The sequence below is a fragment of the Enterococcus sp. XAF26B05_ASV22 genome (assembly GCF_056727285.1).
The window spans coordinates 1468058-1488320 of the sequence record NZ_CM161538.1; the positions used below are offsets into that span (position 1 = coordinate 1468058).

At 34.9% G+C, this 20263-nt stretch carries 24 protein-coding genes and 1 other annotated feature (1 of these 25 only partly in view); of the genes, 20 read left to right on the forward strand and 4 right to left on the reverse strand.

All coding sequences use genetic code 11. The annotated features are described in order from the left end of the window. Window positions 1–2: 2 nt before the first annotated feature. The 18 genes from AC1PU0_RS07285 (at window position 3) to AC1PU0_RS07370 (ending at window position 14598) form a co-directional block, all read left to right on the forward strand. A complete protein-coding gene (locus AC1PU0_RS07285; RefSeq protein ID WP_242596593.1) occupies window positions 3–1172 on the forward strand; it encodes a phage portal protein in 1170 nt (389 codons plus the stop codon). Beyond that, entirely contained in the window at window positions 1156–1740 is a 585-nt protein-coding gene (locus tag AC1PU0_RS07290) for an HK97 family phage prohead protease (protein ID WP_206849803.1), read from the forward strand. The genes AC1PU0_RS07285 and AC1PU0_RS07290 overlap by 17 nt, the downstream gene beginning before the upstream one ends. Next, window positions 1740–3050: a phage major capsid protein gene (locus tag AC1PU0_RS07295; protein ID WP_206849804.1), complete on the forward strand. Its 1311-nt coding sequence runs from the start codon at window positions 1740–1742 to the stop codon at window positions 3048–3050. Before AC1PU0_RS07290 ends, AC1PU0_RS07295 begins: the two co-directional genes overlap by 1 nt. 1 nt (window position 3051) lies before the next feature. Next, window positions 3052–3318 (forward strand): phage gp6-like head-tail connector protein, encoded by a 267-nt coding sequence (locus tag AC1PU0_RS07300; protein ID WP_206849885.1) that lies wholly within the window; start codon window positions 3052–3054, stop codon window positions 3316–3318. Further along, window positions 3296–3622, forward strand: coding sequence for a phage head closure protein (locus AC1PU0_RS07305; protein WP_206849806.1), 327 nt, complete (start codon window positions 3296–3298; stop codon window positions 3620–3622). Before AC1PU0_RS07300 ends, AC1PU0_RS07305 begins: the two co-directional genes overlap by 23 nt. Beyond that, window positions 3612–3950, forward strand: coding sequence for a hypothetical protein (locus tag AC1PU0_RS07310; RefSeq protein WP_206849807.1), 339 nt, complete (start codon window positions 3612–3614; stop codon window positions 3948–3950). Before AC1PU0_RS07305 ends, AC1PU0_RS07310 begins: the two co-directional genes overlap by 11 nt. Continuing rightward, window positions 3940–4305: an HK97-gp10 family putative phage morphogenesis protein gene (locus AC1PU0_RS07315; protein WP_206849810.1), complete on the forward strand. Its 366-nt coding sequence runs from the start codon at window positions 3940–3942 to the stop codon at window positions 4303–4305. Before AC1PU0_RS07310 ends, AC1PU0_RS07315 begins: the two co-directional genes overlap by 11 nt. After that, complete coding sequence (locus AC1PU0_RS07320; RefSeq protein ID WP_206849812.1) at window positions 4302–4955, forward strand: major tail protein; 654 nt, start codon at window positions 4302–4304, stop codon at window positions 4953–4955. The genes AC1PU0_RS07315 and AC1PU0_RS07320 overlap by 4 nt, the downstream gene beginning before the upstream one ends. Beyond that, the gene (locus AC1PU0_RS07325) at window positions 4948–5415 is read left to right on the forward strand and encodes a hypothetical protein (RefSeq protein ID WP_206849814.1); all 468 of its coding nucleotides are present in this window, start codon (window positions 4948–4950) and stop codon (window positions 5413–5415) included. The genes AC1PU0_RS07320 and AC1PU0_RS07325 overlap by 8 nt, the downstream gene beginning before the upstream one ends. 191 nt (window positions 5416–5606) lie before the next feature. Then, a complete protein-coding gene (locus tag AC1PU0_RS07330) occupies window positions 5607–7907 on the forward strand; it encodes a phage tail tape measure protein (RefSeq protein ID WP_206849816.1) in 2301 nt (766 codons plus the stop codon). 3 nt (window positions 7908–7910) lie between these two features. Continuing rightward, complete coding sequence (locus AC1PU0_RS07335) at window positions 7911–8624, forward strand: phage tail protein (protein ID WP_340689583.1); 714 nt, start codon at window positions 7911–7913, stop codon at window positions 8622–8624. After that, window positions 8624–11221 (forward strand): phage tail tip lysozyme, encoded by a 2598-nt coding sequence (locus AC1PU0_RS07340; protein ID WP_340689584.1) that lies wholly within the window; start codon window positions 8624–8626, stop codon window positions 11219–11221. Before AC1PU0_RS07335 ends, AC1PU0_RS07340 begins: the two co-directional genes overlap by 1 nt. An 18-nt stretch (window positions 11222–11239) precedes the next feature. After that, window positions 11240–12253 carry a BppU family phage baseplate upper protein gene (locus tag AC1PU0_RS07345; RefSeq protein WP_206849817.1) on the forward strand — a complete coding sequence of 338 codons (1014 nt, stop codon included), beginning with the start codon at window positions 11240–11242 and terminating at the stop codon, window positions 12251–12253. Continuing rightward, the gene (locus AC1PU0_RS07350; protein WP_206849818.1) at window positions 12254–12766 is read left to right on the forward strand and encodes a hypothetical protein; all 513 of its coding nucleotides are present in this window, start codon (window positions 12254–12256) and stop codon (window positions 12764–12766) included. A gap of 12 nt (window positions 12767–12778) precedes the next feature. Then, window positions 12779–13066, forward strand: coding sequence for a hypothetical protein (locus AC1PU0_RS07355; RefSeq protein WP_206849819.1), 288 nt, complete (start codon window positions 12779–12781; stop codon window positions 13064–13066). Then, window positions 13066–13194, forward strand: coding sequence for a hypothetical protein (locus AC1PU0_RS07360; protein WP_277989344.1), 129 nt, complete (start codon window positions 13066–13068; stop codon window positions 13192–13194). Before AC1PU0_RS07355 ends, AC1PU0_RS07360 begins: the two co-directional genes overlap by 1 nt. Further along, window positions 13195–13401, forward strand: coding sequence for a BhlA/UviB family holin-like peptide (locus AC1PU0_RS07365; RefSeq protein WP_206849820.1), 207 nt, complete (start codon window positions 13195–13197; stop codon window positions 13399–13401). A 60-nt stretch (window positions 13402–13461) separates the two neighbouring features. After that, on the forward strand, window positions 13462–14598 hold the full coding sequence (locus tag AC1PU0_RS07370) for an SH3 domain-containing protein (protein WP_206849821.1): 1137 nt from the start codon (window positions 13462–13464) through the stop codon (window positions 14596–14598). 598 nt (window positions 14599–15196) lie between these two features. On the opposite strand, the gene AC1PU0_RS07375 is transcribed toward AC1PU0_RS07370, so the two are convergent. The 3 genes from AC1PU0_RS07375 to AC1PU0_RS07385 all read right to left on the reverse strand — a co-directional run bounded on the left by AC1PU0_RS07375 (window position 15197) and on the right by AC1PU0_RS07385 (window position 16982). Further along, window positions 15197–15571, reverse strand: a complete 375-nt coding sequence (locus AC1PU0_RS07375; protein WP_206849822.1) for a transposase — start codon at window positions 15569–15571, stop codon at window positions 15197–15199. Window positions 15572–15700: 129 nt separating this feature from the next. Continuing rightward, window positions 15701–15835, reverse strand: coding sequence for a hypothetical protein (locus tag AC1PU0_RS07380; RefSeq protein ID WP_277989345.1), 135 nt, complete (start codon window positions 15833–15835; stop codon window positions 15701–15703). A gap of 280 nt (window positions 15836–16115) precedes the next feature. Continuing rightward, the gene (locus AC1PU0_RS07385) at window positions 16116–16982 is read right to left on the reverse strand and encodes a LysR family transcriptional regulator (protein ID WP_206849823.1); all 867 of its coding nucleotides are present in this window, start codon (window positions 16980–16982) and stop codon (window positions 16116–16118) included. 123 nt (window positions 16983–17105) lie between these two features. On the opposite strand from AC1PU0_RS07385, the gene AC1PU0_RS07390 reads away from it, so the two are divergent. Then, window positions 17106–17681: a DapH/DapD/GlmU-related protein gene (locus AC1PU0_RS07390; RefSeq protein WP_069654734.1), complete on the forward strand. Its 576-nt coding sequence runs from the start codon at window positions 17106–17108 to the stop codon at window positions 17679–17681. Window positions 17682–17979: 298 nt separating this feature from the next. Here the strand turns inward: AC1PU0_RS07390 and AC1PU0_RS07395 are convergent, their stop codons facing one another. Next, complete coding sequence (locus AC1PU0_RS07395; RefSeq protein ID WP_069654735.1) at window positions 17980–18894, reverse strand: helix-turn-helix domain-containing protein; 915 nt, start codon at window positions 18892–18894, stop codon at window positions 17980–17982. Between the two features lie 888 nt (window positions 18895–19782). Between AC1PU0_RS07395 and AC1PU0_RS07400 the strand changes: the two genes are divergently transcribed. Further along, window positions 19783–20100, forward strand: coding sequence for a hypothetical protein (locus AC1PU0_RS07400; RefSeq protein ID WP_206849826.1), 318 nt, complete (start codon window positions 19783–19785; stop codon window positions 20098–20100). 142 nt (window positions 20101–20242) lie between these two features. Then, window positions 20243–20263 (forward strand) — a sequence feature (sodium ion sensor (DUF1646 type); this cis-regulatory element may regulate processes involved in with the transportation of sodium ions); it runs 27 nt beyond the window's last position.

Consider the following 20263-nt stretch of genomic DNA (forward strand, 5'->3'; position numbering starts at 1 on the left):
ATTTGGGAATAAGGTCTTGGTTCAACCAAAGATTTAGGAAAAGAAGTAAACAAAAACTTCTTGGTAGCTCCATTTTATCAGGTCAATTTGTTTTAGCTGATGAAAATATCTTGTCTTCTAGTGATATCTATCATTATTTGTTAGCTATTTCAAATATGTTCGCATGTGGTAAATGGGAAATTGAAGATGAAAATGGTAAGAATATTATTAATCATAGTGCACTTAAAAGCTTAAATAATCCGAATGGCTACTTGACCCCTTTTGAGTTTAAACGCTTGTTAGTTAATGTGTATTTGTTGCAAGGTGAAGCTTTTGTTATTAAAGCAGGGAGTCAATTACACATTATGAAAGGGATAACGCCAGAAATTACAGATGAAGGAATTAAACAATTTAAATATGACGGTCATACTTTATATCAAAATGAAGTTCGACAAATTAAAAATATGGGATTATCAAGTAATTCGGGTCATGGACTAATTGATCTAGCACGTGAAACCTTAGAAGGTGTGATGAATGCTGAAAAAGCGTTGACGGATAAGTATAAAAAAGGTGGTTTACTTGCCTACTTAATGAAAATTGATACTCACCTTTCGCCTAAAAATGCTGTGCAAAATCAAATGATCCAAGCAATTCAAAGTCAATTGGAGGAAATTCAGGATGAAGGGAAGACAGTTATTATCCCTTTACCGAAAGGTTATTCCATTGAAGGATTTGAAAGTCCCGTACAGGATGACAAGATTTTATCTTATTTAAATGTTTATAAACCTGAACTTGCAAAATTTTTAGGATTTGATCCTGACGCATACAATGCCCTTTTGAAAGTAGATCTGGAAAAAGCTGCAATATATTTGAAAGCTTTTGTGGTTGATCCAATTGTTCAAAATGTTTGCGAACATTTATCAGCGCTATATTTTGGAGCTGATTCAGGTAAACGAATTACTTTAAATATTGACATCAAGAAATACTTAACTATGTCTCAAAAAATTACGAATGCAGCCAGCCTAGTACGGACGATGGTTTATACACCTGATGATGCACGTGTAGATGTTGGCGCTGAACGTTTAAATATAGATGAATCAACAAAACTTTACGCTTCTAAGGATTTAGTCGGATTAGATGAACTAGCCGATTTAAATAAATCGAAAATGAAAGAAGGTGAGTCAACTGGTTAAGCTAGAAACTCGAAGTTTTGATATTAAAAATATGCAGACGAGAACTTTAAGTGATGGTAGTGAAGCAACTATTATTGAAGGTTATGCGTCTGTTTTTAATTCAAAAACAAATATTGATGGTTGGTACGATGAAGAAATTGCTCCAGGAGCTTTTTCAGAGTCACTTTCCCAAAATAAAGATGTTAGGTGTTTATTCAACCACGATTGGAATTATGTGCTTGGTCGTTCAAGTGCAAACACTTTGGTTGTTGAAGAAGATTCAAAAGGATTGAGGTTTGAGGTGACGTTACCTAATACAACTTTTGCAAATGATCTAAAAGAGTCAATGTCTCGTGGAGACATTAACCAATGTTCATTTGGATTCTGGGTAACTGCTCAAGAGGAAGATTATTCTGGAGACGTTCCGCTTATTAGAATTACAAACGTTGAACTGTGGGAAGTATCTATTGTTCCGCTACCTGCATATGAAGATACCGAAGCTGCATTACGAAGTAAGTTTCAAGAAAAAAATATTGAAACAATTAAATTAAGAAAAAAAATACTAAATATGATTGGAGAATATAAATAATGAAAATGCGTAAAATTTTAGAAAAAAGAGCTGCTAAGTTGAAAGCTAAATTGCAAATGTTGGAAGAACGTGCGAAAGGTGAAACGTTAACACGTGATGATTTAAGTGATATTGAATCACAAGTAGAGGAAGTTACCGTTGAACTAGATGAAATCAATGATGCCATCGCTGAGCTACCTGAGGAAGACGCGACCGAATTAGGTGATGTTGTTGAAGATCTTGGTGCAGCTACTGATGAAATCGTTGAAGAAGTTACACCAACTGACGATCCAGAAGCTGTAGATGATGAACAGCGCAGTCGTGTATTAGGTATTATTGGAAAAGGAATTTCAAGTCGAGGAGAAGAAAAAGTGAAAAAGTTATCACAACGTAGCGCATTTTTACGTTACTTAGCGGGTCGAATTACACCGAACCAAGCTCGTTCATTTGGTGTTGGTTTTAATAATGGAAAAGTTCTTGTACCAGAAGAATTAAATAAAGAAATTATTTCTTATTTACAAGAAGAAAATCCACTACGTAAGTTTGCAACGGTTCACTCAACTAAAGGAACTCAAGGTTTCCCAGTTCAGGTGAAACAAGCCGAAGCGAATACCGTCACTAGTGAACGTGATGAAAACAACTTAATTCCATTCACTGATATTGAATTTGATGATGTTTACTTAAACCCAATTGAATTTGATGCGATTATCAAAGTAACTAAAAAATTAACTCATATGTCTGATTTTGATATTGAAGCTATCGTATTGGAAGAGTTGAAAAAGGCGTATTTACGTAAAGAAACATTCTGGTATTTTTCTAACCCTGAAAATAAAGGTGCGTTAGTTAAAAAAGCAGTTACATTTACAGGTAAAGGTGACAATAACTATCTGAAAGTAATTCAATTGAAAAATGCTTTACCTACAGCGATGCGTTCAGGTGCTCGTTTCATGATTAATCGTGCAGCTCAAACATTATTAGAATCTATGTTAGATAGTAACGGTAACCCAATTCTTAAAGATTCTGGAAATGATGATTTTGATTATAAATTATTCACTTATCCAGTAGAAGTTACTGATTACACTGATAAATATGATGAATCTAAGAAACAATTTGATCCAACTGTACCAGTAATTTATTTTGGTAATTTCTCATATTTCCATATTCAAGATGTTATTGGATCAATGGAGATCGAAAAATTAACCGAATTATTCACTCGTGAAAATAAAATTGGATTCAAAATTTACCACTTAAATGATGGTCAATTAATTTATGGACCGTTTGAAAGTCCAGTCTATAACTTGGATTTAAGTACACCATCTACTGGTGAGTAAAATGATCTCATTAGAAGGTTTTAAAGAACACATACAATTTGAAGAAGGTATGGATGACTCTATGCTTTCTTTTTATTTGGATATGGGTAAAAAGTATGCTAAACGAGCGACAGATGATGAAAATTCGTCTGTTGCTTATTATATTGCATCTATCTTTTGGCAATATAGAACTCCTGAATCAGAAATGGAAAGTGCGTTCAATTCGTTAACACCTTTGATTTTACAAGAAGGGCTGGTGAAAGATGATGCCAAAATTAATGCAGAATAAAATGAAGTGGAAAGCTGAATTACTAGATATCAAAGAATCTCAAGATATCAATGATAGACCAGTAACCACATATACTTCTAAGCGATCAATATTTTATGAAGAACGTGGTGTGACTACCCAAGAAAAATATTTATCTCAGCAAGCTAAGACAGACGTTGTAAGGCGCATTAAAGTTCGCTGGGATAAATCTATCACTGAGAAGTTCAGCGCTATTAGAATTGATGATGTGAGTTATCGAATAACCCGCATTTATACGGATATGGATAAACGAGAAATGGAGTTGAGTTTGGCTTTTGTCGATTAATTTTGAACAACTAAAATCTGCATTAAAATCAACTAAATTACCAGTTTTTAGAGATAACGCCAAATTGGGAACAATGTACCCTTATATTGTTTATTCAAATGTAAGTAAAGGGAAAAAGATGGCGTCCTCTAAAGTTCATAAACGATTACCATATTATCAAATTTCATTTTATACAACAGGAACAGAGGATGATTTAGTAACGATTGAAAATGCTTTGGAAACTGCCGGCATTCCTTACAAAGAATTTGTTGGTATTCAAGGTGATGAAAATGATGAAACAGTCACAAATTATTATACGTATGTGAGGTGTATCGAGTATGTCTGGTAACAATAATGGTTTTGCTGATATGGCAGATCATTTAGGGGAAATAAGCGCTGTTGATCCTAGAAAAATAAGTTTGAAGTCATTGGAAAATGCTGCAAATTTTTACACTCAGCAGCTTATACCTAAAATTCCTAAGTCATTATTAAAGAAAAAGCATATGGCGGATCAAGTAAAAGTTATAGTTGATAACGATCGAGTAAAAGTGACATTTGAAGAAACAACTTTTTATTGGCGTTTTGCTGAGAATGGGACCGTAAATCAACGTGCGCAACATTTTGCAAGTAGTACTTATGAACAAGAAAGATCGACAATTGAAGAGTTGATGACACAAGATATTTTAAAATTATGGAGAGGATGAGTAATTTGGGAAAACAAGATGTTTTTTATTTTGAAGGATTAGATGACATTTTAATTGCAATGATGAAAACGCCTGATGCCGTTAATCAAGCACCGACATATGACACAATCGTTAGATTACCAATTGCAACTAAAATTGGTATCAAGGGAAATGGATCTGCATTAGAAAAATGGGCATCAAGTAAAATGTTTAGACGAGTGAGTCGAGAAACAAAACATGAGATTGGATTAGATCATGTGGGAATTCCAATTGAAGTAATGGATGAACTGAAAGGGCTGATCGCTACTAATGGAGTAACTTTTGGTAAAACTACTGCAAGAGAATTTCCGTACTTTGCATTTGGATTTATTGGAAACATTGAAGGTGGAGGTAAGAAAGCTGTGTGGTATCCAAAAACGCAGCTATCTAATGTGATTGATGACGAATATGCTACTGCAGAAGAAGAAACAAAAATTGATGATGTGACTGCTAATTTTGTGGCTAACGGTCTTAATTATAACAACGTAATGTATGCTAGTTTTGATACGAATCGTGATAGTGCAAAAGCTGGAGATTTTGAAAAGTTCATTGGTCAACCAGTATACTCAGAAGAGCAATGGAAAGATTTAGTTGCTGCACCTGAAACGAAGGGAGAAAAGAAAAATGGCTAAGTTGTCGGATTACGGGATTATCGTTGACGATCTAACAAACAGTCAAACAGTTACTATTCAAGGGCACGACTTTCCTATTGTTTTTACGATGGAAACAATGGAATACATTGCTGATATTTACGGTGGTGACTATTCTAAGTTTGAAGATGACATGAACGTTATGATCGAAAAAAGCAATGGTGAAATAAATTCAAAAAACCTTACTGCACCAGATTTAAAAATTATGCGTGCATTAATTTACGGAATGCTAAAAACTGGGGGACTAGATGAATCACCCTCAACTATTTTTAAATTTTTAGGGATGAATAGTTCCGTGTTAGAAATTTATGCTGTTTGTATGGAAATTTTTTCTGACCAAAGTTTTCAGGTTGAAGACTTAAAAAAATCAAGGAAGCCACAAGATTATCAAACGACACAAAGAAAGGTAAGCAAAAAAAGAAAGAATTACAAAAAGAAATAGGAACTCCCTGGAGTTTCTACATATATGTTGCCCTCACTTTACTAGGTTGGCGTGAGGATTTCTTTTTACGTGCTACACCCAACTTGTGGCTTAAATCTTATTTACAATGGTTAGAAAGTAATACCGATTTTGAAACACCAGAAAGTATAACGATGGATAAAAGTCCTTGGTGGTAAGAAAGGGGTGCTTATATGTCTGAAAAGGAATCGGATGTTGTTTTAAATTTTAAAACAAATGGTGAGGTTTCGTACTCAAAAACAGTGAAAGAAATAAACAAAGACATGAACATCGCTGCCACTGAGTACAAAAATCAAGTTTCAGCTATGGGCAAAGATGCGACAGCTACAGAAAAATTAACTGCAACTAAACAAAAACTAGAAAAGCAACTGTCTTTAGCTGAAAAAAGAACACAATTATTGCGCGAGCAATACGAGAAGTCTGTGAAAGAAACAGGAGAATATTCAAACGAATCGCAAAAACTGTATAAAAGATTGTTGGAATCTGAAACAGGAGAAAATAAATTAAGAACAGCATTGGAAGAAACAAATGAAGCATTGAAAGAACAAGGTGATGTATCAGTTGATACTGCAAAAAAACTACAAAAAATTGAAGAAGCTGGAGAAAAGGTTAGTGGGGTAGGTAAAAAAATGTCTATCGGTGTAACAGCTCCAATCTTAGCTATTGGGGCTGCTGCAATTTCAGCCTTTGGAGATTTAGATGATGCTTTAGATGGAATAACTACTGCCACAGGAGCTACGGGTGATCAATTGGAATCATTACAAGATAGTTTTAAAAATGTAGTCGATGTTGTTCCAGCTGAGCTAGAAGATATCGGAACTGGTATCGGTGAAGTTAATACTCAATTTGGACTGATGGATGATGCTTTGGAAAATACAACTGAGCGTATGCTCAAGTTTTCAGAAATTAATGATGCAGATGTTTCTCAATCAACTATTAATGCAAAAAAATCAATGGATTTGTTTAGATTATCTGTAGATGATGTTCCAATGATATTAGATGTTGTCAGCAAGACAAGTCAAGATACTGGTGTGAGTGTGGATCAGTTATTTGATGCAGTCAATCGTGGCGCTCCGCAATTAAAAAATATGGGATTAGGATTCGCTGAATCCACGACATTAATCGGTCAAATGGAAAAAGCTGGTATTGATTCGGCAGCTTCTATTGGTTATCTAGCGAAAGCGAACGTCGTTTATGCTAAGGACAACAAAACAATGCAAGAAGGTCTTAGTGGAACGATTGCATCTATTAAAGGTGCAACAAATGAACAAGAAAAATTAACTATTGCTAGTGAAGTGTTTGGAACGAAAGCAGCAACTAAAATGGTTGAAGCGATCGATAGTGGTTCCTTGTCTATGGATGGCTTGTCTGATTCTGCTAAAAATGCAGCTGGTACAGTTGATCAAACTTTCGAAGATATTTTAGATCCAATTGACAAAGCAAAAATTGCACAAAATCAAATGAAAGTCGGAATGGGTGAGTTGGGAGAACAAATCCAAATAGCTTTATTACCTGCTTTTGAAGCAGCTAGTAAGGCTATCTCTTCAGTTACGAAGTGGTTTAGAGGTCTATCAGACGGACAAAAGCAAACAATAATTGTTGTCGCTGGTGTTGTTGCTGCAATAGGTCCATTACTTGTTATTATTGGTACCTTAATGGGATCAGTTACAAAAATTGTTCAAGGGATTAAAATGCTTCAAACTGCTTGGACAGTAATGAGTGCGTTATTTACAGCGAATCCTTTTGGTTTAATTATTATTGCGATAGCAGCTTTAGTAGCTGGATTAGTGTGGGCATATAATAACGTCCAGTGGTTTCATGACGGAGTGAACGCCTTTTTCCAAGGAGTATCCGATGTGGCTGTTGAGATTTTCAATTTTATGGCTGGATATATTGGAGAAATGTTTGGTGGGATTTTAGCGAATTTCCAGAATTTTTATGATGCTGGATCTCGAATACTCGGTGGATTAGTTGATTTCATATCTGGAGTCTTCACAGGTAATTGGCAACAAGCTTGGCAAGGTTTATCTAATATTGTTGGTGGTATTTTTGATGGAATGGCAGCAGTCGTAAAAGCGCCGTTGAACCTAATTATTGGGATGATAAATGCGATGATTAGTGGGCTAAATAATATAAAGCTTCCCAAATGGGTCCCGGGTATTGGGGGCAAAGGGATCAGCATTGGTAAAATTCCTTATCTAGCCGAGGGTGGTCATTTGATAAATGGTCAAGCAATCGTTGGAGAAGCTGGTCCAGAATTGTTGACCGCTAAGAATGGAAAAACCACTGTAACGCCATTGTCCGACAATGAAAAACGTAAAGGTATTAGTGGTAAGTACGATGGTAGTGTGACTGTGGAACAGCACAATCATTTTGGAAATGTGGATGCGAACAATCCGAGCGAACTGATGCGATTGAATCGACAAATGAAACAAGCTGCCAATCTCACTGGATTACAACTAGGAGGTGCTTAGATAGTGAATCTAATAGACAGATACACTCCTAATTTTATTTGGAGAAACGAAAATGCATTAGTTGATCACGGACTGATTATCGAACAAGAATTACCCTACATTGTTGCAAAAAGAAAATACGAGGAAACGCCAGTATTGGGTAGCAATCGAATTTTGCACGAATGGTTTGAGGACTATGAACCTTATGATTTGGAAATCTCAAATGTCAGCATTCCTTATGAGAATTTGGCAAAGGTAAAACGATGGTTACTAGGCGAATCAACTCTTATCACTCATAATGATCCTGATAAATATTGTCATGCGGTTTGCAATATGTCTAAAGAACAACCCTATCAAAACGAGTTGGGTATTTTTTATACATTCAGTATTGTTTTTCGATGTGATCCGCTCAAATACAGGGTAAACGAACCTGAAATAAAATTGAAGCATGGTGCAAATTTTGTTACAAATCATGGAGATGATAAATCAGCTCCTTTTTTTGAGTTTGAATCTAGCGGTGGGGACATTACTTTAGAATGTAATGAGTATAAACTCACAATTATGAATACAGGCAAAGGGAAAGTCACTGTAGATACTGAATTAGCAATGTGTGTACAAAATAACATTCAACTACGGACAAAAGGAAAATGGATGCGAGTCTCTCCAGGTAATCAAACTATAAAAGTAACAGGAAATAATATTAGCGGGAAAATCCAAATGAGAGGAGTTTACTTATAGTGGAACCAGTTTATATCTATGAAAAATTGCCAACGGACCTTGAAGAAAATGGAAAAGCATTAATCGATTGGAAAGATGCTCCTGAAATTACTCGAATCATCAATCAGATGTATTCGTTCTATGGAAATTACGCTATGAACGGTCAGAATCGTAAAATGATCAAAAAAGGTAACTGGATAAAAGCTCAGTGGACGGATGGAACATGGCAGTATTTTAAAATTATAACCGTTTATAAGACATTGCAATCCGTGTCATTCAATGCAACACACTTAGGATATGAAGCAAATAGAAATTTTATCCAACTAGCATACACAGCTAAAGGCAACGGAAAACAAATCATGGCAAATTTAAAAAATAACCTCGCTTTTAAACAACCGTTCGAATATTTAAGCAACGTTAAAACGATGCATCAATTTACTGCTAAAGAAGTAAACCCTATTAGTGCGATTATAGGACAAAACGAAGGCAATCAAAACTTGGCTGGTGTTACTAACGGCGAACTGGATATGGACAATTACAAATTGATACTGAAAAATCGGATAGGTGAAGACAGAGGGTTCAGAATTGATTTAGGTGTGAATTTGGAATCAATCAAGGAAACAGTCGATGACACAGGAATCAAGAATAGTCTTTATTTAGTTGGTGGAGTTCCTGACGATAAAGTTTATGACGATGAACAGCCTCCGATTACTTATAAATTTTTAGAAATAAAGGGTGTAACTGATGAAAATCGCCAAATAGGTAAACGAGAAAATAGTGAATGCAAAAACCTAGGTGATCTGAAAAAATGGGGACAAACATTATTTGATAATGACCGAATACACGAACCTAAAGTCACTCATGAAATTAATATGATCGATTTAGAAAACACAGTTGAATACAAAAAACTTTATGAGAAAATAGCGAGAGTTAATTTTGGAGATACTGTTCATTGTGATATCGATTATATGGGAGTCACAAACATTTCCGAACGAATGGTTGAATGTGTCTATTTACCTACATTGGGTAAATACAAATCTATTGTACTGGGTAATGACCTTGGAATGTATACTGACCAAGTACAAACGCAAGTTTCTGAGGCAAAAAAAGAGTTGAAACAAACTGCGAGTGAATTATCAAATAGCGTGATTCAAGCTTCTCAGATGATCACAGGTAATTCTGGCGGACATGTCATTCAACATCCCAAAAATGAGCCTTCCGATATTGGTATCATGGATACAGATGATATCAACACAGCAAAACACGTATTACGTATGAATAAATCAGGTATCGGCTTTTCAAAAACTGGTTGGAACGGTAAATATCTGACAGCTTGGACAATTGATGGAGTGTTCAATGCTGATTTTATTAAAGCGGGTACTTTAGAAGGTATTCTATTCAGAACCACGTTTGAAAAAAGTGCAACAGGAATTGAAATTGAAAAAGGGAGAATTAGTTTCATTGGATTTGACAGTAAAAGTAGAATTGGACGATTAACGCCATCTAGTGCCAAAGAGGGAGAAGGAATCAGTATTACACTTGAAAAAGGGAAATACTTATCTTTTCACGACGGTGAGGGAACGTTAATATTTGAAATCCCTGTGAATTCAACTCAAAAATCTCCTGCGCTCAATACCTTTGGTAAACACACTCATAAAGGCGAACTCCATGTTGATAGATTATTTGTGGGCGGAAAAGAAGTCGTGCCTGGACAAGGAAGCGGTGGTGGCGGTGGAACTCCACCAGGATTAACGACCGAACAAGAAAAAAATGCATGGGCTATATGGTCTTACTTCAAAGCTCGTGGATGGACGGAGCAATCTATCGCTGGGATGCTCGGCAACATGCAATCAGAATCAGGGATCGTGGCAGATATAGACGAGTTAGGCGGTGGAGGTGGATATGGTCTTGTACAGTGGACACCAAAATCAAAACTTGTTAATTGGTGTAATGATCGAGGGCTTAATTACCGTACAATCGATGCGCAGTGTCAACGAATTCAATGGGAGATGGAAAATGAACAACAGTGGATCGCTACGAACTCTTACCCCTACAGCTTCAAAGCATTCACAAACAAAAAAAATATATCTGAATGTGCATATGCATTTATCACGAATTATGAGCGCCCACTTAATCCCAATCAGCCGATTAGAGCGACACAAGCTCAATATTGGTATGATAAATTACGTGGTTTAACTGGTGACGGTAGCTGGAAGAATCCAGTAAGATCCAGTTATGTTGTGACCCAAGAATGGGATGCTCCAGACTATTGGAGTGGAGGAAGTGCAGGAATCCACGGCGGTATTGATTTGGCTTCTGTACCGGCAGGTAGCACACCGGATATATACGCTGCTAAATCTGGAACTATCCTGATTACAGGAGTCGGAAGTGTGGAAGGAAATTATATTATGATTGATCATGGGGAAGGCTTCTATACTTACTATGGTCATTTAAGTAGTGTTAAAGTGAAGCAAGGTGACAAAGCAACTAACAATACAGTCATAGGAACGATGGGGACAACTGGAGGTTCTACAGGCGTACACCTACACTTTGAGGTTCGAAAAGGCGGACAGAGCTCAAACTTCCGCATAAATCCACGAGATGTTATAAATATTTAAAGAGAGGAGCGTGTAAAAATGTCAAAATGGGCGGGCACGCTGAGTACCACTGAACCATATAATCATTTAGGTACGTTACCTGTAAGGCAAGGGAATAAAAATAGTGAAATATTTGAATTTAGAATAGTAGAAAACGGAATACCATATGACCTTTCAGGCTATAGGGTATTCTTTTGTGTTCACTTTGATCCTTATATATCTGTTGAAAAAAATGCGGTTATTGTTGATTCAAAGAAAGGTCTTATCCGTTTTACGATGGATGATGATTGCATGCAAAAAGTTGGTAATCAAGAAGGGTATTTTGAAATTTACAAAGAAGATACCTTCTTAGATGCAACACAGTATTTTACGTACACCGTGCAAACGTCTATTATAAAACAATTGATGGATGGAGAATCTTATATCCAACGGTTAGAAGAGTTACTCAAAAAATTGCAAGAAGCAATGGAAAAGTCGCAAGAAGAAGTTGAAAAATGGTTATCTGCGAATCGCCAAAAAATAGATAATCTAATGAAAGAAATGGATCAATTCTTCAAAGATAAAAAAACGGAATTTAGTGAATGGTTTGAATCAGTACGTGAAATTTTAGAATCCATAGACCCTGGTGGCATTTTGCTAGGTGAAATTATGAGAGCGCGAGAAAGTGATCGATACGGTGTGTTTAAAAATTTGGACGAACGTCTAGAAAATATCGAAGCGACATTCTCTGCTGACACTGAACTACTCACCATCAACCATGATTTTAAAGGTTACCCACGACTGAGGGTCCTTTATTGGGAATACGGACTGGATACAAGACCACTCGGGACCGAACCGACTGGAGTTGGTGGTGGGAATGTCTGTACCATTGAATCGAGTGTTGAGTATCTTGATCCATATAGTTTAAAAGTAAGTGTGCCAGCTACGTACAAAACTGTTAATCCGCAAAGAATTCTTATCGATGCTAAGATATTCCGCTTGATTACCGATTACAAAGTAATCCAAGTAGAACTGCTTGAAGATAAGATTACCGCTAAAATAGGAGGGAATTAAATGTATATATTTAAAAAAGGTGATCCAGACTATCATGTACAGTTAAATGATAATTTCAAAGAATTATCAGATGGAAAGGTTTCAAAAACTGGAAACGAAACGATTACTGGGATAAAAAACTTTACTGGTAATTTACGAGTTGCTGGAAATGATGTTTTAACAACTGTAAAAACCGATCCGTTGTGGTCCGGCGCGTGGATGATGAACGCTGTACAAACGGTGACGCCAAAGCGAAAAATCACAGATTGTCAAACAGGTTGGATACTAGTATTCCAAGGGTGGGATAGTAGTACTAGTTCGAGCTCTAACTCTATTTTCCAGTTTTTCCACGTTCCGAAAGCGCACGCTGTCAACTTTAGTGGTAGAGGCATAAATCTACAAATATCAGATTGGAAAGGCGCTAACCGAGGAATTAAGTATATATATGTTAATGACACCACGATTAAGGGGCACGAGATGAATGGCACAGTACCCAATAATACCGTAGTTATGACAAGGGTCTTTGAATATTAGGAGGGGTTAAAATTGGATATTTGGATAAGGAATGAAGTAGGTTATATCGGTGGTTATTCGTTGGAGGAGCAACCCGATTTAGTGCAAATCAAAGTTGAAAAAGAACCCGTCGATTTTTTCAACTGGTATTGGGATGGCGAAAAATTAGCGCATGACGTTAAAAATGCACCACAGCCAGAGTCCGCACCACCAACAGATATCGAGGTATTACAAGAAGAAAATAAAGAATTAAAAGAACAAGTATCTGAGTTAATGGACGCTGTTCTTTTTATTTCTGAAAGTATGGGAGGAACAGAATAATGGAAGGACTTTGTCAAATTTGGGCAGCAGCAATTGCAAATGGAACTAGAGAAAATGAACGGTGCCCTAAAATGTTGCGAAAAAGAGTTAATGAAATTTTGGAGGAATTGAAGGAAGCTGGTGAGTAAATGGAGAAAATTCTAGAAGGAATGTTAACGAATCCTGAACAAGTAACATTCGCTGCATTATTCGTAGGGTTATTAGTTTGGGTCATGCGGCAAAATAACGAGCGTGAAAAACGGTATCAAGGAACTATCGATAAATTGACAGATGCATTAGGAGACGTTGAATCTATCAAAAGTACAGTGGATAAAATTCATGAAAAATTAAATTAATAGAACGGAAGTCACATAGGTGGCTTCTTTTTTATATAAAAATATGAAAGAGGTTTTGAAATGAAAAAAATTAGTAAGTTTTTATTGTCATTGATTGTCGTTATAGGTTTGTTGTTACCAATGAGTGCACAAGCTTATACGATTGAACAAGATCCAATTCAATTTAGTTACCACCCGGGATATGCAAGTAACGAGATTATTGTGTTACATGAAGCTGGCAACCCTAGTAATGTTGGTGCAGACAGCTTAGATCGAGAAGTAAGTTTTATGAAACGCAACTGGTTTAATGCTTATGTATCATATTTTGTTGGGTCAGGTGGTCGAGTTAAGCAGCTGGCACCTAATGGCTACTATCAATATGGAGCTGGGGCTACTGGTAACAGCAAAGCATATGCTCAAATTGAGTTAGCTCGGACAAATAATGCAGAAACTTTTAAAAAAGACTATACAACATATGTCAATCTTACTCGTGACTTAGCAAAACAAGCAGGGTTTACTTTTGATTTAGATGATGCTACACCATACGGCATTAAAACTCATGAATGGATTACTAATAACTGGTGGGGTGATCATACTGATCCATACGGTTATTTAGCTCAGTGGGGCATTAGTAAATCACGTTTAGCTCAAGACCTAATGAACGGATTGCCGGAAGATGGAAGCGAAACAATCGTCAAACCGAATAAACCCAACACGCCAAAATATAAAGTAGGTCAAAACATCCGTTTTACTACTATTTATAATGGTCCCTATGATCCAAACGAGAAACATATCAATGCAAATCAAAAGTGGACACAAGTCGGTACAATCACTCGTAAGCTTGATGGTCGTAAAAATTTATATGAGGTTAAAAATACTGGGAAGCTATTAGGCTATGTAAATGATGGCGATATCGCAGAAGTTTTGACACCCAAACAACCTGTTACACCATCTAAACCAGAACAGCTTAATCTTGTTAAGATGAACGGCACCTTTACTACAAATCAAAGCTTGCCTGTTTCGGGAGACACTACAGTAGCAAGCCCAGCTTTAGCTTGGTATGATCCTTACGAATCTATTGTTTATGATGGGTATACACAATCAGCTGGTTATGTATGGATTAGTTATATTGATTACGGTGGAACTCGACGTTATGTTGCTGTCGGTCCTGATGATGGTCAAGTGAATACTACTTGGGGAACTGGATTCTTTAATTAAATAAAGTCTTTTTCTTTGCAAAATATGACAAGAGTTAATATACTTATTTTACTCTAATAATATTTTTTTATAATCTCTCCGTTCCCACCTCTTTTGAGGTGGGATTTTTTGCGTTAAAATAGCCCTCCTTTGTATAGAGGACTTGTACATATATATATATAATGATCTCATTTAGCTCACCCAAGATTTGATGTAGTTTTTGATGTAGTTCTGAATCCGTTGAGGGATTTTGTAGAACTATTTTTGTTAAAATATAATTACTAATAAAGTTATTTACTAGTCATTATTCCTAATTAGCACTTGATGGCACTAGTAATTTTGTACTCCCGCCGTCTCCATTTTTAGAAAATGTGGGAAGAAAAGTTGAAACGTAAAAACAGTTATAAATACCTGTTTATTGGTATTTATAGGCCCTTTGTCAACTAATGTTGGTGAAGAAATCCAAAGAATTAAATCATTAATGAAGCCTAGAGGGAAATTCCTCTAGGTTTTTCTATTTGATTGAAAAAGAACAGTGCCAAAGCATAAAGTAATTCTCAATTTAAAATTATAGAAGTTACAGAAGCTATAGGCGTTTCTCTTTAATACTTTTATATGGTTATTCAAGCAGTCCGTTGGAATAAGGTAAATCCAACGCATTTTTAATGCCCGTTTGAACTTTTTTAAAGGTAGTAATGGTCGTTTGATAATAAGCTGGAAGACTAGAATGATCTTGTTCTAATAACGCATGAAACCGTGTGTAATCTCTTGTTTTTATGGTATAGAGAAAATTCTGATAACAGGTGTAGCCAGCTTTCAATTCTTCAACATAAGCAAGTAACCGATCTACGAGTTCTATTTCTGTTAAATAGGCACGGAAGAAAGGATTTCTGGCAAGGTGAGTCGATTGATTTTTTTCGGTTCGTAAAACTGTTTCAATACGCGATACACAGAAGAAACGGAGACCTTTTTTTTGACGGGCAATTTCGCTCATAGTCGTGGTTTTTCTTAAACGATTGGCAATCGAGAGCTTTACATTATTCGAGATCAAACAACACTTTTCGATAAGATTTGTTTCAGCGACAAAGGTTCTATCACAAGAATGACAGAAGAAAGGTTGTTTCTATAAGCGTAAGTATGTTTGGTATTCAGAAACATCATTCACTAAAATCAGACCCGTTGTAAAGCTCCAACGAATAATCGATCCGTATTCTTTAGCACCACAATGAGTACGAGAGTGGGCTAAATAGTTCAGCATATCGGCTTTAGTCGACTTAATTCTAAAGGTTATCAGGGTGTCTTTTCTAATAGTTTGTATAAAAAAATAAAAAAAGATGCCGGTGATTGTTCACCAACATCAGAAAGTATAGAGCCGTTATAAATGCCTGACTATTGGTATTTATAGCTGTTTTTTATTTTCCCATTAAGTCTAAATAAGCCTTAACGAATAGATTTTTAAAAATGTAACCATTTCAAATGAAGTAAAAATTTGTTGTAAAGTACAGATTTGATTCTTTAATAAGTTGAGGCAGAGAGAATTAAACCAATTTTAGTAGACGTAAAAATTCTTTTGAAGCACGTGAAAAAATTTTATCTTTTTTCCAAACGATAGTGATATTCGCAGTTAATGCTGGTGAAAAGGGAATAAAGGTTAGGTTTGTATTCGCCGTATTCACAATACCGTCAATGCAAAGGGCACTTGCGACACCTTCTTTTACCAGCAGTGAGGCATTATAAAGTAAGTTATATGTACCAACAACATTAAGGTGTTCGATATTTCCTCCAAACCATTCAGACAGTTGATTATCAACTAGTGATTGATTTGAAATGAGTAAGGGAGTGTCCTTAAGATCATTTGGTGTGACTGAACTTTTCTTTGTTAGAGAATTTGATTTATTGACTAAAATCCCCCAATGATCAATGACAGGTAAACGTAGATAGTCATATTTTTGTTTTTCTACAGGATCAATAACAAGTCCGAAATCTATTAGCCCTTTATCAATTTTTTGCAAGACATCATCAGCATTTCCGCTATAAAGATGTATGCCAATTTCTGGATGGGTATCTCTTAGTTTATGCAAAATAGTTCCAATAAACGTAAATGCTTGTGTTTCTCCTCCACCAATTGTTATTTCTCCAGTTATGATATCATTTTTGACAAGGTTTGTTGTTGTTGACTCAACTAAAGCAAGAATTTCTTTTCCTCTGTTCATTAAATAAATACCATCTTCTGTCAACGTGATTGATCGATTTCCTCGGATAAATAGTGTAACATCTAGCTCTTCTTCTAATTCTTTTAATTGTTTTGACAGAGTTGGCTGAGACAAATGTAAAACCTCAGCAGCTTTACTAATTGTTTTTTCTCTTGCAACAGTTAAAAAATAAGTTAACACACGAAGTTCCATGTAATACTCCTTCCTATAACTAAAAAGAATAGTTGCGTATAAGTTATTAGTATTAGTTAAGTATAAACGATTCAGGTATAATTTAGATAGTATAAATTAAAAGGACACTAGGAGGTAAAAGGAATGACAGATAGTGATTTACAAAAGAAAATTGTCGGGAAAGAGATTTTAAAAGATTCACCTCTATTCAACGAAATTCATTTGATAAAAAAAGAGAACGAGCAACTGATCATGATGCTGAATGCGCAATATTATCCTAATGAAGAGATCTTACAGTATTTAGAGAAAATTACTGGCCAAACAATTGCTTCATCAGTAACAGTTTCACAGCCATTTTACAGTGATTTTGGCAAGCATATCACGTTTGGAAAAGATATATTTATAAATCAAAATGTGACCTTTGTAGATTTAGGAGGCATTATGATTGAGGACCAAGTTTTAATTGGTCCAGGATCTAGGTTAATCACAGTTAATCATTTGATTTCTCCTAAAAATAGACGCGGAATCAAAGTAGAGCCTATACGTATTAAGAAGAATGCATGGCTTGGAACAAATGTGACTGTTTTACCTGGGGTTACAGTTGGAGAAAATTCGATTGTTGCTGCGGATTCTACAGTGACAAAAGATGTTCCAGATAATGTAATCGTAGTAGGAAGTCCAGCTAAAGTGATAAGGAAAATTGAGGAAGAGGAAGTATAAGAGTCTTTAGAGTTTTATTTTTCTAAGAAAACTATTTTTTAGGAAATCATAAAAAATGACGTTTATAGGCAAAAAAATGCAGTTGTTGAACCTGAGTGACGTACAACGCATCAAATAAATAGAAAAGTAAGTTTATAAATAGGAGTACATTAAAAAACATTTATTAACTAAAGGGTTGATATTTATAACATTGTGTAGTATTATAAATATACCCTAATAGTATTTTCATTTTACTCAATCCGAGTAATACTCCTTATCCCATCTTGAAAGAGATGGGATATTCTTATTTTTACGTAAACTAAGATTCTTTTAATAACCCGACTGCATAGTTATTTAGCATTTTTTCACTGTCTCGTTCATGTATCAGCATCTTCACTTCTTTTTTTACCTGTTCGGCTTGTAACGTATCACCTGTGTTTTCTAATAAGTGTATAAAATCATACACACGTTCCATATAAACAGGCTCACCTTCAATAATATAGTTTAACAGATTAGTTAGATACTGGAGGTTTAATTTAAAACTGTAATTTTCATTCTGTTTATCTTGCTTTTTTGCAAGTTTTATATATTTTTCTGCGCTCTCATAGTCTTTTGCATATAACCGCATTGATATTAAATTGATAAGGATATTATGAGCAAATTTTTTAGTTGTAAAATCTCGTTGTTCTTCATATTTTATCGGAAACATCCGTGCAAGTAATAGATCAGATTGTTTTGCATTGAAAAAGCGAGCCAGATTTGCAGTAATAATATAGTCATATTGAAGGTAAAAAGATTTATTTAATAAATCTTCAAAAATATTTGTTATTTCCTCAGAAGTTACAGAATCAACTTCTTCCCAATGCGCATTGAAAAAGTTTTTAATCCCAATATAATTTGATAATTCTCGCAGTGTTTTTTTATTGTTGGCTTCTAATGAAAAATAATAGTTAAGTAATTTTTGTTTGGTACTCTTATTTTCTAGATGAGCACCGCAGTAATAAAAAATCTCTCGGAAATCTTGTTGGCGCTTATCAAAAGTTGTGAAACTAAAAAATTCGTCGACACTAATTGAAGTTTGATTTAAGATTTCTTCTAATTCATTTACCTTAAGAGAGCGTTTACCACTTTCAATTTTAGAATAGGTGGAGGGATCAGTATATTCAGACATCATTTCTCTTTGAGTTAACTTCAATTTCAGTCTAAAAAAACGTAATGTTTCTATGATATTCAAGACTTTCTCTCCCTTCTTATGCGATTATAGCATGAAACGAGTAGAAAATTCATATTTTTAATAAAAAAGTGAATATTTTATTTGTTTTTAATGCCAATTTCGCACTTTTCACGTTTACTACTTTATTTTTCGGCCCTTGTTTGTTATTCTTTACCTAAGGGAAATTATTTGTTTGCAAACGTTGATTTCAAAAAAAGGAAGTGGAGGTGTGTTAATGATTTCATTAATAGCAGTTCTTACAAGCGTTATTTCTGTATATGTTGTTACAGGAGGAGTCTAAAACATATTTAAACTATTTCATTTTTAAGTAAAGCAATTTTGTAAACAAACAATTTAACTAAAAAAACTAAAATGTATAAGTAAAAAGTGCGTACCAAAAAAAGTGCAAAATAATAGTTTCTGATTTACTTTTCCTGTTGAATGAAGTAAATCAGAGGCTATTATTTATTTTTTTCAATTATTTCTTATAAGAAACGGTATATTGTTCTATAGTGTATTTGTTTGCCAACGTTTTTGAAAAGGGTTTTTCTTGAACCAATTTCATATAGTTGAAAAATGCAACTCCAGTCTCAGTTGGTTTCTCTCTGGATATAATGTCTTTATCGTAGGTTAAGGCAATCGATTCAGAATAGTAATAAGAGTTATTCCTGTATTATGAAATGTAGTGGTTACTTTGATTAAATGCTATTTCTCCAATCGTAAAGAATATATTCTTTTTTCGTTTATATCAATAGCCTGTATTGGTGAACAAAAAAATCTGTGTAATCATTTTTTATACTTTCAATAGTAAAGACATGGTTAAAGATTTTTTGAATCTCATTGAAGATTGTTTCTCCTCCTTTTTTTTGATATGATAAAATGACAGAAGCGATTAAAGGAGTAAAGAACATGAAAAAGATTACAACTAAGATGTTTATCAGCTTGTTGGAAAATAAAGAAGAACGATTTGCGGTTATTATCAATCATTGGTTTTATTACATAGAAAAAGGTCGTGTCTATCGATTTCAGCAATACTCTAATACAAAAATGTTGACCATAGCGGGTTCATTTTATGAAGATGAAATAGATAGTGAAACGATGGTTGTTGAGCTAAAAAAAAGTATTATCAATCAAATTCAATATGACTGGTTTACGGATGTCTGGATGGAAACGATTGTTGAACGTGTTAGTCGTTCTCCGTATGATTTGGAAGTTTTCTTTTTTTAGAAACCTAAAAATAGTTATCAAAACTTTGCTTTATGTCGCAAGTATTTTGGATTGTTTTTTCTTCTTTTCGGATAAAGGATACTCGTAAAGCGGTTGTAATATTTGTTTTTTTTTGCTAAGATAAGAGCATATTAATAAAAATGGTTGGGCGCAAGCTTCAAGG

Bases quoted from the DNA above. Each gene is read 5' to 3' on its own strand.
- AC1PU0_RS07390 (WP_069654734.1), top strand. From the start codon at position 17,106: ATGACAGATAGTGATTTACAAAAGAAAATTGTCGGGAAAGAGATTTTA.
- AC1PU0_RS07380 (WP_277989345.1), bottom strand. From the start codon at position 15,835: ATGCTGAACTATTTAGCCCACTCTCGTACTCATTGTGGTGCTAAAGAA.
- AC1PU0_RS07295 (WP_206849804.1), top strand. From the start codon at position 1,740: ATGAAAATGCGTAAAATTTTAGAAAAAAGAGCTGCTAAGTTGAAAGCT.
- AC1PU0_RS07385 (WP_206849823.1), bottom strand. From the start codon at position 16,982: ATGGAACTTCGTGTGTTAACTTATTTTTTAACTGTTGCAAGAGAAAAA.
- AC1PU0_RS07360 (WP_277989344.1), top strand. From the start codon at position 13,066: ATGGAAGGACTTTGTCAAATTTGGGCAGCAGCAATTGCAAATGGAACT.
- AC1PU0_RS07320 (WP_206849812.1), top strand. From the start codon at position 4,302: ATGAGTAATTTGGGAAAACAAGATGTTTTTTATTTTGAAGGATTAGAT.
- AC1PU0_RS07300 (WP_206849885.1), top strand. From the start codon at position 3,052: ATGATCTCATTAGAAGGTTTTAAAGAACACATACAATTTGAAGAAGGT.
- AC1PU0_RS07305 (WP_206849806.1), top strand. From the start codon at position 3,296: ATGCCAAAATTAATGCAGAATAAAATGAAGTGGAAAGCTGAATTACTA.
- AC1PU0_RS07345 (WP_206849817.1), top strand. From the start codon at position 11,240: ATGTCAAAATGGGCGGGCACGCTGAGTACCACTGAACCATATAATCAT.
- AC1PU0_RS07365 (WP_206849820.1), top strand. From the start codon at position 13,195: ATGGAGAAAATTCTAGAAGGAATGTTAACGAATCCTGAACAAGTAACA.
- AC1PU0_RS07325 (WP_206849814.1), top strand. From the start codon at position 4,948: ATGGCTAAGTTGTCGGATTACGGGATTATCGTTGACGATCTAACAAAC.
- AC1PU0_RS07330 (WP_206849816.1), top strand. From the start codon at position 5,607: ATGTCTGAAAAGGAATCGGATGTTGTTTTAAATTTTAAAACAAATGGT.
- AC1PU0_RS07400 (WP_206849826.1), top strand. From the start codon at position 19,783: ATGAAAAAGATTACAACTAAGATGTTTATCAGCTTGTTGGAAAATAAA.
- AC1PU0_RS07350 (WP_206849818.1), top strand. From the start codon at position 12,254: ATGTATATATTTAAAAAAGGTGATCCAGACTATCATGTACAGTTAAAT.
- AC1PU0_RS07315 (WP_206849810.1), top strand. From the start codon at position 3,940: ATGTCTGGTAACAATAATGGTTTTGCTGATATGGCAGATCATTTAGGG.
- AC1PU0_RS07370 (WP_206849821.1), top strand. From the start codon at position 13,462: ATGAAAAAAATTAGTAAGTTTTTATTGTCATTGATTGTCGTTATAGGT.
- AC1PU0_RS07375 (WP_206849822.1), bottom strand. From the start codon at position 15,571: ATGAGCGAAATTGCCCGTCAAAAAAAAGGTCTCCGTTTCTTCTGTGTA.